The sequence below is a fragment of the Achromobacter sp. E1 genome (assembly GCF_037039475.1).
GTDB classification, from domain to species: domain Bacteria; phylum Pseudomonadota; class Gammaproteobacteria; order Burkholderiales; family Burkholderiaceae_B; genus Achromobacter; species Achromobacter mucicolens.
This window is the reverse complement of sequence record NZ_CP146253.1, coordinates 2,794,509-2,810,228: the sequence shown is the minus strand read 5'-3', so window position 1 is coordinate 2,810,228 and position 15,720 is coordinate 2,794,509. Positions and strand designations below refer to the sequence as shown.

Annotated in this window: 13 protein-coding genes; 6 read left to right on the top strand and 7 right to left on the bottom strand. The window is 64.3% G+C overall.

Going from position 1 to position 15,720, the window contains the following annotated elements; all coding sequences use genetic code 11:
- Nucleotides 1-14 precede the first annotated feature (14 nt).
- Together rpoZ and V6V88_RS12950 are read left to right on the top strand one after the other, a co-directional pair.
- The gene (gene rpoZ, locus V6V88_RS12955) at nucleotides 15-218 is read left to right on the top strand and encodes a DNA-directed RNA polymerase subunit omega (protein ID WP_006219679.1); all 204 of its coding nucleotides are present in this window, start codon (nucleotides 15-17) and stop codon (nucleotides 216-218) included.
- Between the two features lie 22 nt (nucleotides 219-240).
- Nucleotides 241-2,535, top strand: coding sequence for a bifunctional (p)ppGpp synthetase/guanosine-3',5'-bis(diphosphate) 3'-pyrophosphohydrolase (locus tag V6V88_RS12950; protein ID WP_063954917.1), 2,295 nt, complete (start codon nucleotides 241-243; stop codon nucleotides 2,533-2,535).
- A gap of 59 nt (nucleotides 2,536-2,594) precedes the next feature.
- Here the strand turns inward: V6V88_RS12950 and V6V88_RS12945 are convergent.
- The 4 genes from V6V88_RS12945 to glnH form a co-directional block, all read right to left on the bottom strand.
- Nucleotides 2,595-3,823 (bottom strand): IS3 family transposase gene (locus V6V88_RS12945; protein ID WP_338618505.1). Its coding sequence is split into 2 segments (ribosomal slippage): nucleotides 2,595-3,473 and nucleotides 3,476-3,823, totalling 1,227 coding nucleotides; the frame shifts between segments, so codons are not numbered across the junction.
- Between the two features lie 101 nt (nucleotides 3,824-3,924).
- Nucleotides 3,925-4,653 (bottom strand): glutamine ABC transporter ATP-binding protein GlnQ, encoded by a 729-nt coding sequence (glnQ, locus tag V6V88_RS12940; RefSeq protein ID WP_062841152.1) that lies wholly within the window; start codon nucleotides 4,651-4,653, stop codon nucleotides 3,925-3,927.
- Nucleotides 4,650-5,306, bottom strand: coding sequence for a glutamine ABC transporter permease GlnP (gene glnP / locus V6V88_RS12935; RefSeq protein ID WP_056317451.1), 657 nt, complete (start codon nucleotides 5,304-5,306; stop codon nucleotides 4,650-4,652). The genes glnQ and glnP overlap by 4 nt, the downstream gene beginning before the upstream one ends.
- A 135-nt stretch (nucleotides 5,307-5,441) precedes the next feature.
- On the bottom strand, nucleotides 5,442-6,194 hold the full coding sequence (gene glnH, locus V6V88_RS12930; RefSeq protein WP_056317448.1) for a glutamine ABC transporter substrate-binding protein GlnH: 753 nt from the start codon (nucleotides 6,192-6,194) through the stop codon (nucleotides 5,442-5,444).
- Nucleotides 6,195-6,362: 168 nt separating this feature from the next.
- Here glnH and V6V88_RS12925 point away from each other — a divergent pair, with 168 nt between their 5' ends.
- The gene (locus V6V88_RS12925; protein WP_338619447.1) at nucleotides 6,363-7,397 is read left to right on the top strand and encodes a C45 family peptidase; all 1,035 of its coding nucleotides are present in this window, start codon (nucleotides 6,363-6,365) and stop codon (nucleotides 7,395-7,397) included.
- Nucleotides 7,398-7,422: 25 nt separating this feature from the next.
- Here the strand turns inward: V6V88_RS12925 and V6V88_RS12920 are convergent, their stop codons facing one another.
- The 3 genes from V6V88_RS12920 to nudC form a co-directional block, all read right to left on the bottom strand.
- Nucleotides 7,423-11,046, bottom strand: coding sequence for a hydantoinase B/oxoprolinase family protein (locus V6V88_RS12920; protein WP_338619446.1), 3,624 nt, complete (start codon nucleotides 11,044-11,046; stop codon nucleotides 7,423-7,425).
- 88 nt (nucleotides 11,047-11,134) lie between these two features.
- Complete coding sequence (locus tag V6V88_RS12915; protein WP_280004150.1) at nucleotides 11,135-11,644, bottom strand: winged helix DNA-binding protein; 510 nt, start codon at nucleotides 11,642-11,644, stop codon at nucleotides 11,135-11,137.
- 137 nt (nucleotides 11,645-11,781) lie between these two features.
- Complete coding sequence (nudC, locus tag V6V88_RS12910) at nucleotides 11,782-12,552, bottom strand: NAD(+) diphosphatase (RefSeq protein ID WP_280004151.1); 771 nt, start codon at nucleotides 12,550-12,552, stop codon at nucleotides 11,782-11,784.
- Nucleotides 12,553-12,845: 293 nt separating this feature from the next.
- On the opposite strand from nudC, the gene V6V88_RS12905 reads away from it, so the two are divergent.
- Genes V6V88_RS12905 through V6V88_RS12895 form a run of 3 tightly spaced genes read left to right on the top strand, consistent with a single transcriptional unit; the run spans nucleotide 12,846 to nucleotide 15,622 of the window.
- Nucleotides 12,846-13,820: a TRAP transporter substrate-binding protein gene (locus tag V6V88_RS12905; RefSeq protein WP_280004152.1), complete on the top strand. Its 975-nt coding sequence runs from the start codon at nucleotides 12,846-12,848 to the stop codon at nucleotides 13,818-13,820.
- A gap of 7 nt (nucleotides 13,821-13,827) precedes the next feature.
- Nucleotides 13,828-14,328 carry a TRAP transporter small permease gene (locus tag V6V88_RS12900; RefSeq protein ID WP_280004153.1) on the top strand — a complete coding sequence of 167 codons (501 nt, stop codon included), beginning with the start codon at nucleotides 13,828-13,830 and terminating at the stop codon, nucleotides 14,326-14,328.
- A complete protein-coding gene (locus V6V88_RS12895) occupies nucleotides 14,321-15,622 on the top strand; it encodes a TRAP transporter large permease subunit (RefSeq protein WP_062841158.1) in 1,302 nt (433 codons plus the stop codon). The genes V6V88_RS12900 and V6V88_RS12895 overlap by 8 nt, the downstream gene beginning before the upstream one ends.
- Nucleotides 15,623-15,720 lie beyond the last annotated feature (98 nt).

Below are 15,720 nucleotides of genomic sequence, written 5' to 3'. Positions count from 1 at the left end.
CACCAGGTGTCCTAATGGCTCGCATCACTGTCGAAGACTGTCTGAATCAAATCCCTAATCGTTTCAAGCTCACGCTGGCCGCGACGTACCGCGCCCGTGAATTGGCGCAAGGCCACGCCCCGCGCCTGGACAGCAAAGACAAGCCCACGGTCACTGCCTTGCGCGAAATCGCTGGCGGCCTCACCGGCGTTGAAATGCTGCGTAAAGTTCCCACCTGACACGCTCCGGGGGGCTGCAAGCATGGCTTTTCCCGGGCTGAAGTACGCTTCATCTGGTCTGCTTGCCGCACTGCGTGCCGGCTCCCGTCTCGGGCGCCGCACGGGCAAGAAAGACAAGAATTCCCCTACGCCACCGTCCGTCGCCGCGCAAGAAGCGGCGGACGTGACCGGATCTCCGGTCGCCTCGCTGGCGCCGCTGACCGAAATCATCGGCAGCTATCTCGACAAGAACGATGTTGAGCGCGTGCGCGAAGCCTATCGCTTCGCGGACCAGGCGCATCTTGGGCAATTCCGCGCCAGCGGTTCGCCCTACATCTCTCATCCCATCGCCGTCACCGAAATCTGCGCGGGCTGGAAACTAGACGTCAACGCGCTGTCTGCCGCCCTGCTGCACGACGTGATGGAAGACCAGGGCATCGCCAAGCACGAGCTGGCCGAGAAATTCGGGCCGGAAGTCGCCGAGCTGGTCGATGGCCTGTCCAAGCTTGATCGCCTGGATTTCGCCACCAAGGCCGAGCAACAGGCCGAGAGCTTCCGGAAAATGCTGTTGGCGATGGCGCGCGACGTGCGCGTCATCCTCATCAAGCTGGCCGACCGCCTGCACAACATGCGCACGCTGGACGCGGTCAATCCCGAAAAGCGCCGCCGCATCGCGCGCGAAACGCTGGACATCTATGCGCCCATCGCGCATCGGCTTGGCCTGAACCTGCTGTTCCGCGAGCTGCAGGACCTGTGCTTTGCCGCGATGTACCCGAATCGCTACCAGGTGCTGTACAAGGCGGTCCTGGCGGCGCGCGGCAACCGCCGCGAGGTCATCACCAAGATCGCCGATTCCGTGCGCGCCGCCCTGCCGGCCGCCGGGATCGAAGCCGAGGTCAGCGGCCGCGAAAAAACCCTGTTCGGCATCTACCGCAAGATGGTCGACCAGAAAAAGTCTTTCTCGGACGTGCTGGACATCTACGGGTTCCGCATCGTGGTCCATACGCTGCCCGAGTGCTATCTGGCGCTGGGCACGCTGCATCAGCTGTTCCGCCCGGTGCCCGGCAAGTTCAAGGACTACATCGCCATCCCCAAGGTGAACGGCTACCAGTCCCTGCACACGACGCTGGTCGGCCCCTACGGCACCCCGGTGGAATTCCAGTTCCGCACGCGCGATATGCACCATGTCGCCGAGGAAGGCGTGGCGTCCCACTGGCTGTACAAGGGCGCGGACCTGACGCTCAATGACCTGCAAAAGCGCACGCACCAGTGGCTGCAGTCGCTGCTGGACATCCAGAGCCAGACCGGCGATTCCGGCGAATTCCTCGAGCACGTCAAGGTCGACCTGTTCCCGGACGCGGTGTACGTGTTCACGCCCCGCGGCAAGATCATTTCCCTGCCCCGCGGCGCCACACCCGTCGACTTTGCCTACGCCATCCACACCGACATCGGCAACCAGGCGGTCGCGGCCAAGGTCAACGGCGAATTCGTGCCGCTGCGCACCGAACTGAGCAGCGGCGACACCGTCGAAATCGTCACGTCGCCAGCCTCGCGCCCCAATGCGCAATGGCTGAACTATGTGCGCACGGGCCGCGCGCGCTCGGAAATCCGTCACTACCTGCGCACGGTCAAGTACGAAGAGTCCGTGGCCTTCGGCGAGCGGTTGCTGGCCCAGGCCATGCAGGAACTGCACATGCCGCTGCCCGCCACCGACGACCCCGGCTGGCAAAAGCTGGCGCGCAGCACCGGCGCCAGCTCGCGCGAAGAAATCCTGGCCGACATCGGCCTGGGCAAGCGGCTGGCCGCGGTGGTTGCCCGCCGCTTCGCGCCGGAACACCAGCTTGTCGCCACCACGGCTGCCGCGGTGGACGAACTGACCTCGGCACGCAGCGCCCCCATCCTGATCCAGGGCAACGAAGGCCAGGCGGTGCAACTTGCGCCTTGCTGCGGCCCGCTGCCGGGCGACCCGATCGTCGCCGGCATGCGCATGGGTCATGGGCTGGTGGTGCACACGGCCGACTGCCCCGTCGCGTTGCGCCAGCGCCTACGCGAACCCGAGCGCTGGATCAACGTGGGTTGGGATGCGCAAACGGCCAAGCACCTGGCCACGCGCCTCGACATCGTCACCCGCAACGAACGCGGCGTGCTGGGCCGGCTGGCGGCGGAAGTGACCGCGGCCGATGCCAACATCGTGCATGTCACGATGCACGACGACGCCGTCGCCACCGTGTCGCTGCACTTGACCATCCAGGTCGACAGCCGCAAGCACCTGGCGCAAGTCATCCGAGCCATCCGGCACGTGCCGCAAGTGCAGAAGATCGTCCGCGTGAAGGGTTGAGGCGCGGCCTGACCCGTCCTGCCATAGGTTGACACCTACGGCACGGTATCCGTAGCAGGCTACGGACTGAACACCCGGTGAACTTCATCGGGTGTTTTGCATTGTAGGGACAGGTGCGGACGCTCGGTGTTGTAGATTTCGACGGACTGCTTGACCATGAGCCGGGCTTGGGCCAGATCGGCGGGCTTGTGGAGCAATAGCTCTCCCTTCAGGATGCCGTTGACCCGCTCAGCCAAGGCATTCTGGTAGCAGTCGTAGCCGTCAGTCATCGAGCAACGGATGCCGTGCCGCGCGTGCAGGCGCTGGTAGTACGTTGAGCAATACTGGATGCCTCGATCCGAGTGATGCACCAGCGGTTGGCTCGAGCGCCGCGAGCGCAACGCCATCTCCAGTGCGCGGCGCACCCCTTCGGTCTGCAGATTCTCTGCCACGTGGTAGCCCACGATCTTGCGCGAGTAGGCGTCGGTCACCAGGCTCAAGTAGGTGCACCGCTGGGCGGTCGGCAGGTAGGTGATGTCGGCTACCCAGACCTGCTCCGGGCCCGTCGGCACCACTTGGCCTTCGCCTGCCTTGAGCAGGTTCGGGTGGCGTCGGAAGCGGTGATGGCTATCTGTGGTCTTGTGATACGCCCGGCGCGGCCGCACCAGCATCCGGGCGCTGCGCAGAATGTCGAACAGCGCATCGCGCCCGGCCTTGATCCCCGCCTCGCGCAGCGGCTGGCCCAGCACGTGATGCAGCTTGCGCGTACCCAACTTCGGTTGGCGTACCCGCAGCGCGGTGACCATGGATACCACTTGGTATGCCTGCTGCTGGCGCTCGTTCTCTTTATGCCTGCTCTTGTAATACGCCTGGCGGCTATGGCCCATGTAACGGCAAGCCCTTGCCACGCTCAACCCTTGGACGAGCTTTTGCGTGAGGACTTGCCCAAAGGCTTTTTTACGACACGCACCCCGTAATCCTTCTCCAACACGTTGACCACCGCCTCGAACAACTGCGCCTTCTCGCGGGCCTCCTTGAGCTGCACCTCCAGCTCCTTGATCCGCTGCTCGGGTGTGACCTCCTTGCCCTGACGATCCATATCCACTCCTCTGACCGTCGGCAGGCTCCAGCCGCTCCAGCCCGGGCGGCCATGTTTGCGCAGCCACACCAGCACTGTCGACCGGCCTTGGATTCCATAGCGGCGCTGAGCCTCTTTGTACGTCAGCTCGCCTTTTTCCACCTGCTCGACCACCGACAGTTTAAAAGCCAGACTGTAGTCCCGCTGGGTTCGCTTGATCCTTGATTCCAATTGACTCTCCTTTTTTCTCTCAAAAAGGTGTCAACCAATTCCAGGACGGGTCAGCCCCAAGAAAAAAGGCGTCCGGCCACAAACCGGACGCCTTTTTCTTTTCAGGTCACGTGCTGCAGGAAGTCCTTCAGACGCTGGCTGGGCGGATTGCTCAGCAATTCTTCCGGCGGACCGTCGTGCGCGATCTTGCCTCCGTCGATGAAGATCAGCCGGCTGCCGACCTTGCGCGCGAATTCCATCTCGTGCGTGACGACCACCATCGTCATGCCCTCCTCGGCCAGATCGCGCATGACCTTGAGCACCTCGTGGCGCAGCTCGGGGTCCAGCGCGGACGTGGGCTCATCGAACAGCATCAGTTTGGGCATGATGGCCAGCGCGCGGGCGATGGCCACGCGCTGCTGCTGCCCGCCGGAGAGTTCGGCCGGATAGTGCTTCATGCGTTCGGCCAGGCCCACCTTGGCCAACAGGCTCTCGGCCAGCTCGCGCGCCTCGGCGCGGCTCTGGCCGCGGGTATGGATGGGTCCGAACATGACATTTTCCAGCGCCGTCATCTGCGGGAACAGATTGAACTGCTGGAACACCATGCCGGCTTCGCGCCGGATCTCGCGCACCGTCGCCGCATCGCCCTTGACGCTCAGACCGTCCACCAGCAGATCGCCGTCGTTGATCGTCTCCAGCACGTTGATGCAGCGCAGGAAAGTGGACTTGCCCGACCCGGACGGCCCGACCACCACCACGACCTCGCCAGCGTCGATGTTGAGCGAGATGTCGTTCAGCACCGTCGAATCGCCAAAGCGCTTGGTGACGTTATGAAATTCAACCATGCTCATATGATGCGCATCCTCTTTTCGACCAGATGCAGGGTCAACGCCATCAGGCCCGTGAGGATCAGGTAGATGATCGCCACCGCGGACCAGATTTCGACCGCCCGGAAATTGCTGGCCATGATTTCCTGCCCTTGCCGGGTCAGCTCCGCCACGCCGATCACGATGAACAGCGAAGAATCCTTCAGGCTGATGATGCACTGGTTGCCCAGCGGCGGAATCATGCGCCGGAAGGCAACCGGCCCGATGATGTGCAGCAGGATCTTGTAAAAGGGCAGGCCCATTGCCTGCCCTGCTTCCTTCAGCCCCTTGTGGACCGACAGCAGCGATCCGCGCACGATTTCCGAGATGTACGCCCCCGAGTTGATGATGAGGGTGGCGATCGCCGCGAATTCGGCGTCCACCCGGATGTCCGCCAGCAGCGGCAGCGCAAAGTAGATGAACATGACCTGCACCACGATCGGCGTGCCGCGGATCACAGCGACATACACCTGCGTGATGCCCGAGAGCACCGCGTTTCCGTAGGCCCGCGTCACGCCCGAAAGCGCGCCGAGCAGGAAACCGCCCGCCAGGCCCCAGAAGGTGATCTTGATGGTCATGAGCGTACCCGTCAGCAGATTGGGTAACGCGTCCTCGATGACAGCCCAGTCAAACTCCACGATCTTCCCCCAATGGCGCGCGCGGGCGCGCCCACATCATGGCGGACGCGCCCGCGGCAAGTGTGGCGGCTGTCGCCGCGCCCTTGACCGCGCTTCAGGCGGCGCGTCCGTAGAAAATGCCGCTTGCCCAGCCGGTCAGGGCTTCTTGCCGAACCACTTGGTGTAGATCTTGTCGTACTCGCCGTTGGCCTTCAGCGTGGCGAGCGCCTTGTTGACCTCGGGCACCAATTCGCTGCCCTTGGGGAACGCAATGCCGTAGAAGTCGCCGCTCTTGACCGAGCCGACCACCTTCACGCGGCCCTTGCCCGCGGTATTGGCGTAATACTGGACGTTGGGCGTATCGTGCACGGCGGCGTCGACGCGGCCGGTTGCCAGTTCGAGATAGGCGTTGTCGATGTTCGGGAACAGCTTGAGCTTGGCATCGGGCACCTGCGCCTTCAGGAAGTCCACCGTCGCCGTGCCGGTCTTGACCGCAACGGTCTTGCCGGACAGGGACTTGGCGTCCTTGATGTCGGTGTTCTTTTCGCCGACCAGGATGGCCAAGCCGCTTTCGTAGTAGGGATCCGAGAAATCGATGACCTTCTTGCGATCGTCGCGTATCGTGATACCGGCCAGCGCGGCGTCGATGTTCTTCGTTTGCAGGCCGGGAATGATGCCGGCGAAGTCCATCGGCTGCAGCTTGTACTTGAGGTTGAGTTCCTTCGCGATGGCCGCCCACAGGTCCACGTCGAACCCGACGTAAGTGTTGCCCTGCTTGAATTCGAACGGCACGAAAGCGGTATCGGTGGCCACCACCAATTCCTTGCCCTGGGCCTGGACGGCGGAAGTGGCGCCGAACAGAGTCAGGGACAGGCCCACCATTGCGGCGGCGACTTTACGTTTGATCATGAAACTCTCCTCTTGGGGAGCGCAGGGCACCCCGGGCTTGTTGTAAGGGCATGATTCCTGGGTCGCGCCGGGATCGCCAGCGCAACTTACCGACGATCTTAACGCAACAATCCACGCCCCGGCGGGTGGCGGACCCCTTACAATCCGCGAGACATCCGGAGGTTTTCGATGGCCTACAAATATGTGCGCATCGCTGGAAACCGCCGCCAGGTCGGCCTGGCGCTGGGCAAGCTGGCCCGCCCCATCATGGGGACCTATCTGGACCAGAGCGGCACCTGGAGCGCCCTGCGCCCGTGGCGCGGCCACCCGTTCGTCGATGAACTGGCCCAACAGGCGCAGGCCGCCCTGCCGCAGATCTGGGAAGAACTTGAAGGTTTGGCCGAAGGCTTGCGCATGCCGGTCAACGACGTGCTGCTATGGCATTGCCGCGGAGATCTGCTGCACAGCACCACGGATGGCTGCACGTCGGTCGCCATGCGGGCGGCAGACGGATCGCGCTGGATCGGCCACAACGAGGACGGCGATCCCTTTCTGTATGGCCGCTGCCATCTGGTGGATGTCGCGCTGGACGATGCGCCCGGCTATCTGAGCTTCTATTACCCGGGCTCCCTGCCCGGCCACACGTTTGCCGCCAATCGCGCGGGCCTCGTGCAAACCATCAACAACCTGCGTACCCGGCAGCGGCATGCGGGCATGCCCCGCATGTTCCTGGCACGGGCCGTGCTGGACTGCACGACGCTGGACGAGGCCGTGACGCTATTGCGCGAGCAGCCCCACGCGGGCGGATTTCACCATCTGTTGGGCGCGGCCGGAGATGCGCGCGTGCTCAGCGCCGAGGTGACGCCGGGATCGGTGTCCATCCAGGAAGTCGGCCGGCGCTACGGCCATGCCAATCACATGGTGCACGCCGCCACGCGAGGCCAGGCGCAGCTCGTCACCGACTCGTCGCGGGCGCGGCAGAACCGGATCGAAGGCCTGGTGGATGGGTGGTTGCCGGAATCGACCCACGCCGACATGCTTGCCGCCCTGCTCGATACCCAGGGCAAGCTGCCGATCCTGCGCACGGCAAAGGACGACCCCGACGACGAGAACACGCTGGCCACGGCGATGTTCGAAATCACCGATGAGGCCGTCGTCCTGCGTGTTTACGACCGCAAGGCGCGCGCGGATATCGCGCTGGACGTGATGTCCGATCCCGAATGAACGGGACCGGACATCGCGGCGGGCATTACTGCGCGCCGTAGCCGCCGCCTCCCGGCGTTTCCACGACGAACACATCGCCCGGCCGCAGTTGCGCGCTGTCCTGGGGACCGAGTTCCTCGATGGTGCCGTCCGCGCGCTCAACCATATTGCGGCCCATGGCGCCCGGCTGGCCGCCGGCCAGGCCGAACGGCGCGTAACGCCGGTTGTTCGACAGGATGGCCGCGGTCATGTCTTCCAGGAAGCGGATGCGGCGCACGCCGCCGTCGCCGCCCGGATACCGGCCGGCGCCGCCCGAGCCCTTGCGGATCTCGTAGGACTCCAGACGCACCGGGAATCGGAACTCCAGCACTTCCGGATCGGTCAGGCGCGAGTTGGTCATGTGCGCCTGCACCACCGATGTACCGGCAAAGCCCTCGTCGTGCGGACCGGCCGCGTCGATACGGACCGGACCGGCGCCAGTGCCGCCCGAAATAGTCTCGTAGTACTGATGACGCGCATTGCCGAACGTGAAGTTGTTCATCGTGCCCTGGCTGGCGGCCAGCACCCCCAACGCCCCGTACAGTGCGTTGACGATGCACATGGAGGTCTCCACATTGCCCGCGACCACCGAAGCGGGCGGGTTCGGGCGCAGCATCGATCCTTCGGGCAGGATGATGGTCAGCGGCACGAGGCAGCCGTCGTTCAGCGGGATGTCGTCATTGACCATCGTGCGGAACACATACAGCACCGCGGCCACGGCAATCGCACCGGGCGCGTTGAAGTTGTTGTCCAGCTGCGGCGACGTGCCCGTGAAATCCACCACGGCGCTGCGCGCCTCGGTATCCACACGCACCGCCACGCGGATGACCGCGCCGTTGTCCAGCGGGTACTCGTAGCTGCCGTCCTTGAGCACCGAGATCACTCGGCGCACCGCCTCTTCGGCGTTGTCCTGCACGTGGCCCATGTAGGCGCGCACAACCTCCAGGCCGAAGTGGTCGCACATGCGCAGCAGCTCTTGCACGCCCTTTTCGTTGGCGGCGATCTGCGCGTGCATGTCGGCGATGTTCTGGTCCGGATTGCGCGCCGGCCAGCGGCCCGACCCCAGGATCTGGCGCGCGGCTTCTTCACGGAACTCGCCGTTCTTGACGAGCTGGAAGTTCGTGAACAGCACGCCTTCGTCTTCGACCGTCTTGGAGTCCGGCGGCATGGAGCCCGGCGTGGTCCCGCCGATATCGGCATGGTGGCCGCGCGATCCCACGTAGAACAGGATCTCGCGCCCCGCCTTGTCGAACACCGGCGTGATCACCGTGACGTCAGGCAGGTGCGTGCCGCCGTGGTACGGGTCGTTCACCACGTACGCGTCGCCCGGCTGCATCTTGCCGGCATTGGCGTTCATGACCGTGCGCACCGATTCGCCCATGGAACCCAGATGCACGGGCATGTGCGGCGCGTTGGCGATCAAGCGCGCCTGCGCGTCGAAGATGGCGCAGGAGAAGTCCAGCCGCTCCTTGATGTTGACCGAGTACGCCGTGTTCTGCAGGCGGTAGCCCATCTGTTCGGCGATCGACATGAACAGGTTGTTGAATACTTCGAGCATCACGGGGTCGGCCTGCGTGCCCACCTTGCGCTGCTCCGGACGCGCCTCGACGCGGCGGATCACGAAGTGGTCCTGCGACGTCAGCTCGGCCTGCCAGCCGGGTTCCACGATCGTGGTCTGGTTGGGCTCGGAAATGATGGCCGGGCCCGCGACTACGTCGCCGCCAGCCATGTCTTCACGCACGTACAGCGGCGTATCGCGCCAGGCACCCGCGCTGTACATGCTGACCACTCGGCGCGCGGCCAGCGCGCCTTCGCGGGTGCGCGACGTAGCCGCTTCGCCCACGCGCTCGCCGCCACCCGTGGCCTCGACCGAAATGGTCTCGACCACCAGCTCGCGGTTGGGCATCAGGAACGAATAGCGCTGGCGATAGGCTGCCTCGAAGTCGCTGCGCGCCTGTTCCAGATTGGAGAACGCCACTTCCAGCGCGGTGTCGGTGCCGCGATATTTCAGGTGCAGGCGGCGTTGCACGGAGATGTCGGCCTCGGCCACATGCTGGCGGCGCAGTTCGCCGACCGCCTGGTCCGCCAGGACATCCAGCTCCGCTTGCAGTTCGCCCATCAGGGACGCGTCCAGCACTTTTTCGACGGTCTTCTGGCGCATGTCCGTCTGATCCGCCAGGCCCATGCCATAGGCCGACAACACGCCGCCCAGCGGGTGCGCAAACACGGTCGTCATGCCCAGCGCGTCCGCCACCAGGCAGGCGTGCTGCCCGCCCGCGCCGCCGAACACGGTCAGCGCGTATTCGGTCACGTCGTGGCCGCGCTGCACCGAGATGCGCTTGATGGCTTCGGCCATGTTGCCCACCGCGATCTGCAAAAAGCCTTCGGCCAGCTGCTCCGGCGACATCTCGCGGCCGGTGGCCGCAAGCACTTCGGCGGCCATGGCGGAAAAGCGTTCGACCACGGCGTCGCGGTCCAGGGGCTCGTTTGCCTCGGGGCCAAACACGTTCGGGAAGAATTCGGGTTGAATCTTGCCCAGCAGCACGTTGCAGTCCGTGACGGCCAGCGGGCCGCCGCGGCGATAGCACGCCGGGCCCGGATTGGCGCCCGCGGAATCGGGCCCGACGCGCAGTCGCGCGCCGTCAAAATGCAGGATGGAGCCGCCGCCGGCCGCGACCGTGTGAATGCTCATCATGGGCGCGCGCATGCGCACGCCGGCCACCTGGGTTTCGAATTCGCGTTCGAACTCGCCCGCGTAGTGCGACACATCGGTGGACGTGCCGCCCATGTCAAAGCCGATCACCTTCGGAAAGCCTGCAATTTCGCTGGTCCGAACCATGCCGACGATGCCGCCGGCCGGCCCGGACAGGATCGCGTCCTTGCCGCGGAAACGGTGGGCATCGGTCAGGCCGCCGCTGGACTGCATAAACATGAGACGGATGCCGGGCAGTTCGCCGGCCACCTGGTCCACGTAGCGCTTCAGGATGGGCGACAGATACGCGTCCACCACGGTCGTGTCGCCGCGCGAGACGAACTTGATCAGCGGGCTGACCTCGTGCGACACGGACACCTGCGTGAATCCGATCTCGGCGGCGATGCGCGCAGCCTGCTGCTCGTGGCCGGTGGCGTGCCACGCGTGCATGAACACAATGGCCACCGCGCGGATGCCGCTGTCGAACGCAGCCTGCATGTCACGGCGAAGGCCGGCTTCGTCCAGCGGACGAATCACTTCGCCGTCGGCCGCCACGCGCTCGTCCGCCTCGACGACGGATTCGTACAGCATCTCGGGCAGCAGCACGTTGCGGTCAAAGAGCCGCGGACGATTCTGGTAGGCGATGCGCAAGGCATCGCGGAATCCGCGCGTGGTGACGAGCAAGGTGCGCTCGCCCTTGCGCTCGAGCAGCGCATTGGTGGCCACCGTGGTGCCCATCTTCACGCACTCGACCTGGTCGGCGGGCACCGGCTGTCCGGGCGCGATGCCCAGCAGCTTGCGGATGCCGGCCACGGCCGCATCGCGGTATTGCTCGGGGTTTTCCGACAGCATCTTCGCCGTGGTGGTCGAGCCATCGGGGCGTCGCGCCACGATGTCGGTGAAGGTGCCCCCACGGTCAATCCAGAATTGCCACTTCATAGGTGTCCTCGAAAACAAGAGACCGCCGCAGCGCGTTCGGCCGCGGTCGGGTTGCGGATGGATCGGGGCCCTGCCCCGGATGTTGGATTCAGAGAGAGGTGGCGGCCCTGGCCGCCTGGTCATACAGGCCGGACAGCGCGCGCAGCGTGTGCGCCAGTTGCCGGCTGAAATCAAGGCCGCCCCCGCCCGGGCCGTCCAGGCCGGCGGTCAGGCATTGCTCGCGGATTTCGCCGTAGCGCTTGAGGATCGCCGCGCCTTCGGGGGTGACGCTGTAGAAGACTTCCTTGCTGCTGCGCTCGCCGCGCACCACGCCAAGACGTTCCAGCTTCTTGAGCGCATAGCTGACGATATGGGTGTCTTCGACATTGAGCGTGAAGCAGATATCGGCCAGCTTCTTCGGGCGCTCACGATGGTAGACATGGTGGAACACCATCACGTCGGTAGGCGTCAGGTCGGGCAGACCCGCCGCAGCCATGCATCGCACCGTCCAGCGGTCGAAGGCGTGGCTGGCGATCATGAGCCCGAATTCCACTTCGGACAGGTCGGGCGCGCTGCCGCCGGCAAGATGTGCCGACGACGCTATCAAGGTGGGGCTCATAAAGGGCGCAAGCGAAGATTAACTGGATGAAATACTAATAATTTATCTATATTTCATCAATAAAAAATAGGAGATGGCCGCAAAAAATCCCTCGTTTCGAGGGAATACCCCTACCGATCAAGGCTGTAGTGAAGCCGTCAGGGCGCGTTCCACCCCATGGGCAGATTGGCCCGGATCAGCCAGCCTGCAATCGAAATGCGCGCTGCAATGTCGGGCATGGCATCGCCCGGCCCGAACCAGCGCGCGTCTGCAATTTCGTCTTCCTGGACCCGGATGTCGCCGGAGACGTAGTCCGCGGTGAACGCGACCATCAGCGAATGCGGAAACGGCCACGGCTGGCTGCCGAAGTACTGCAGGTTGCCGACTTTCAGCCCGACCTCTTCGAAGACCTCGCGATGGACAGTCTGCTCGATGCTTTCGCCGGGCTCGACGAAGCCGGCCAGCGCGGTGTAGCGGGCAGTCGGCGCGTTGGCGTGACGCGCCAGCAGAATGCTGTCGCCTTTGCGGATCAGCACCATCATCGCCGGCGAGATGCGCGGGTATGCGGACAGCCCGCACGCGGGGCATCGCAAACAGAATTCGTGCGCGACACGCTCGGCAGGCGTGCCGCAAGCGCCACAGAACCGGTGGGTTCGCGCCCATTCGGCGATTTGATAGGCGCGGCCGGCCAGCGCCATGCCTTCGTCATCGAACACGCCGAACAGCGAGCGCAGTTTCTTGAAGGCGTAACCCTCGGGCGCTTCGAGGCCGGGGTCGACACAGACCGTGCGATACGGCGACCCCGCCTGCATCCAGACCGGCTGCAAGGCCGAGGCGACAAGCCCGATGCGTTCACACAACGCCGAATCCGGCAACACGCTGGACGACACCTCGACCAGCAATTCATCACGGCGGAAAACGAAATTCACACGACCCTCTTCGGCGCGTCATCGATCCCGCAATCTTAGAAGAAAAACGCGCTGACAGCCGGTCTGCGCGCCGCACCGGGCGCGGACCTCGCGGCGTCATTGAACCTTCAACCAATGAACAACATTCCCTTCCTAGGAATTACCCGTAAAACGCCGATTTACCGCCCTTTGTTACTGCACAGCAACATAGAATGGCACGGCGCTCGGGCGGCGCGACGCCGCGCCGCGCATGCTTTTTTTCGCAATGCCTATCGGGTCAGACCCGACCTCACCATTCGCAAAGAAGGACCACCATGTACAAGAAAATCTCGCTGCTGACCGGCAGCATCGTCCTGGCATTCAGCGCGGGCGCACAGGCCCAGACCAAGTGGGACCTCCCCAGCGCCTACCCGGCGAGCAACTTCCACGTCGAAAACCTGACGAACTTCATCAAGGACGTCGACTCGCTGTCGGAAGGCAAGCTCAAGATCACGCTGCACAACAATGCCTCGCTGTACAAGGCGCCCGAGATCAAGCGCGCGGTGCAAGGCAACCAGGCGCAGATCGGCGAAATCCTGCTGACCAACTTCGCCAACGAAGACCCGGTTTACGAACTGGATGGCCTGCCCTTCCTGGCCACCGGCTACGACGCATCGTTCAAGCTGTACCAGGCCCAGAAGCCGTTCCTGGAAAAGAAGCTGGCCTCGCAAGGCATGACCTTGCTGTATGCGGTGGCATGGCCGCCCCAAGGCATCTTCGCCAACAAGGACATCAAGCAGATCAGCGACATGAAGGGCCTGAAGTGGCGCGCCTACAGCCCGGTCACGGCCAAGATCGCCGAACTCGTCGGCGCCCAGCCCGTCACCGTGCAGCAGGCCGAACTGGCCCAGGCGCTGGCCACCGGAGTGATCGATTCGTACATGTCGTCGGCGTCCACCGGCTACGACACCAAGACGTACGAGTACATCAAGAAGTTCTACGACACGCAGGCCTGGTTGCCCAAGAACGCCATCATCGTCAACAAGAAGGCCTTTGACGCGCTGGAGCCCGCCACGCAGGAAGCGCTCAAGAAGGCGGCTGCGCAAGCCGAAGAGCGCGGCTGGAAGCTGTCGCAGGAAAAGAACAAGTGGTATCAGGCCGAACTGGCCAAGAACGGCATGGAAACCATCCAGCCCACGGTTGAGCTCAAGGAAGGCCTGAGCGTGATCGGCAAGCGCATGCTGGAAGACTGGCTCAAGAAGGCTGGCGCGGACGGCCAGGCCATGATCGACGCCTACAAGAAGCAGTGATATCGCCATGCGCCGTTTTCTGGATAACCTGTACGGCGCGGCCGGCCTTCTGGCCGGCCTGTGCACGATAGGTGTGCTCGTCTCGGTGCTGGCGGCGATCATCGCCCGCCAGCTCAGCTTCAACATTCCCGGCACTGACGCCTATGCCGGCTATTTCATGGCCGCCGCGGGCTTTCTTGCGCTGGCCAGCACGTTCAAGCACGGCGAGCACATCCGTGTGACGCTGCTGCTCAATTCGCTGAATCCCGCTGGCAGCCGCCGGCTGGACATCTTTGCCCTGGCCGTGGGTTGCCTGCTGGCTGCCACCTTCGCCTTTTTCAGCGTCAAGCTCACATACGACTCCTGGCTGTTCAACGATATTTCCACGTCGAACGACGCCACGCCACTCTGGATCCCGCAAACGACCATGGCCGTCGGCACGATCCTGTTCTTTATCGCACTGGTCGACGAACTGGTCCGCCGGTCGCGCGGCGTCGCCGCCGCAAGCTCGCAGCAAACCCATGAATGAACTTCTCGTCATTACCTTATTGGTCGTCTCGATCTTCGTCCTGCTCGGCTGCGGGGTCTGGGTCGGGCTGACCCTGGCGGGCACTGCCTGGATCGGCATGGAGATCTTCTCCAGCCGCCCGGCCGGCGACGCCATGGCCGTCACGATCTGGGGCGCCTCGTCCAGCTGGACGCTGACCGCCCTGCCGCTCTTTCTGTGGATGGGTGAAATCCTGTTTCGCACACGGCTTTCCGAAGACCTGTTCAAGGGGCTTGCGCCCTGGCTGAACCGGTTGCCGGGGCGCCTTTTGCACACGAACGTGATCGGCTGCGCGATTTTCGCGGCCGTGTCGGGCTCGTCGGCCGCCACGTGCGCGACGGTGGGCAAAATGACCATCCCCGAGCTGACCCGCCGCGGCTACCCCGAGGAGAAGATTCTTGGCACGCTGTCCGGCGCTGGCACGCTGGGCCTGCTGATACCGCCCTCGATCATCATGATCGTGTACGGCGTGGCAGCCGACGTGTCCATCGCCAAGCTGTTCATCGCCGGCATCCTTCCGGGCATCCTGCTCGCGCTGCTGTTCAGCGGCTACATCGCCTGGTGGGCCATCCGCAATCCCGGTCAAGTGCCGGCGGCTGATCCCGGCCTGAGCTTCATGGAGAAGCTGTCGCGCTCGCGCCATCTGATTCCCGTGCTGGTGCTGATCGGCGCGGTCCTGGGATCAATCTACACCGGTATCGCCACGGCCACGGAAGCGGCAGCGGTGGGTGTGGTGGGCGCGCTGATCCTGTCGGCGTTGCAGGGATCGTTGAACGGATCCACCTTCAAGCAGTCGCTGCTTGGCGCCACGCGCCTGTACTGCATGATCGCCCTGATCCTGGCGGGGGCCCAGTTCCTCACGCTGGCGATGGGCTACATCGGCCTGCCGCGCGCCCTGGCGGAGTGGATCGGCGGACTCGGCCTGTCGCAGTTCGGCCTCATCATGGCGCTGATGGTGTTTTTCGTCGTGCTCGGCTGCTTCCTGGACGGCATCTCGATCGTGGTGCTGACCATGGGCGTGCTGCTGCCGACCGTGCAGGCCGCAAACATCGACCTGATCTGGTTCGGGATTTTTGTCGTGTTCGTGGTGGAAATGGCCCAGATCACGCCGCCAGTGGGGTTCAACCTGTTCGTGCTGTCCGGCATGAGCGGGCGCGAACTGCCCTACATCGCACGCGCGTCAATGCCCATGTTCATCCTGATGATCCTGGCCGTGCTGCTGCTCTATCTGGTGCCTGGCATCGCCACCTGGCTGCCGCTGCACATGACGCTGTAACGTCGCGCCAGCGCCACAAAAACCCCGTTCCGCGAACGGGGTTTTTCTCTTCCGATCGTCCGTTATCCAGGCGGCGCACGCTTGCCGGCCTGTAAACC

Excerpts from the sequence above, each read along its gene's own strand:
- rpoZ (WP_006219679.1), top strand. The coding sequence starts at position 15 with ATGGCTCGCATCACTGTCGAAGACTGTCTGAATCAAATCCCTAATCGT.
- V6V88_RS12950 (WP_063954917.1), top strand. The coding sequence starts at position 241 with ATGGCTTTTCCCGGGCTGAAGTACGCTTCATCTGGTCTGCTTGCCGCA.
- glnQ (WP_062841152.1), bottom strand. The coding sequence starts at position 4,653 with ATGAGCATGGTTGAATTTCATAACGTCACCAAGCGCTTTGGCGATTCG.
- glnH (WP_056317448.1), bottom strand. The coding sequence starts at position 6,194 with ATGATCAAACGTAAAGTCGCCGCCGCAATGGTGGGCCTGTCCCTGACT.
- V6V88_RS12925 (WP_338619447.1), top strand. The coding sequence starts at position 6,363 with ATGGCCTACAAATATGTGCGCATCGCTGGAAACCGCCGCCAGGTCGGC.
- V6V88_RS12920 (WP_338619446.1), bottom strand. The coding sequence starts at position 11,046 with ATGAAGTGGCAATTCTGGATTGACCGTGGGGGCACCTTCACCGACATC.
- V6V88_RS12915 (WP_280004150.1), bottom strand. The coding sequence starts at position 11,644 with ATGAGCCCCACCTTGATAGCGTCGTCGGCACATCTTGCCGGCGGCAGC.
- V6V88_RS12905 (WP_280004152.1), top strand. The coding sequence starts at position 12,846 with ATGTACAAGAAAATCTCGCTGCTGACCGGCAGCATCGTCCTGGCATTC.
- V6V88_RS12900 (WP_280004153.1), top strand. The coding sequence starts at position 13,828 with ATGCGCCGTTTTCTGGATAACCTGTACGGCGCGGCCGGCCTTCTGGCC.
- V6V88_RS12895 (WP_062841158.1), top strand. The coding sequence starts at position 14,321 with ATGAATGAACTTCTCGTCATTACCTTATTGGTCGTCTCGATCTTCGTC.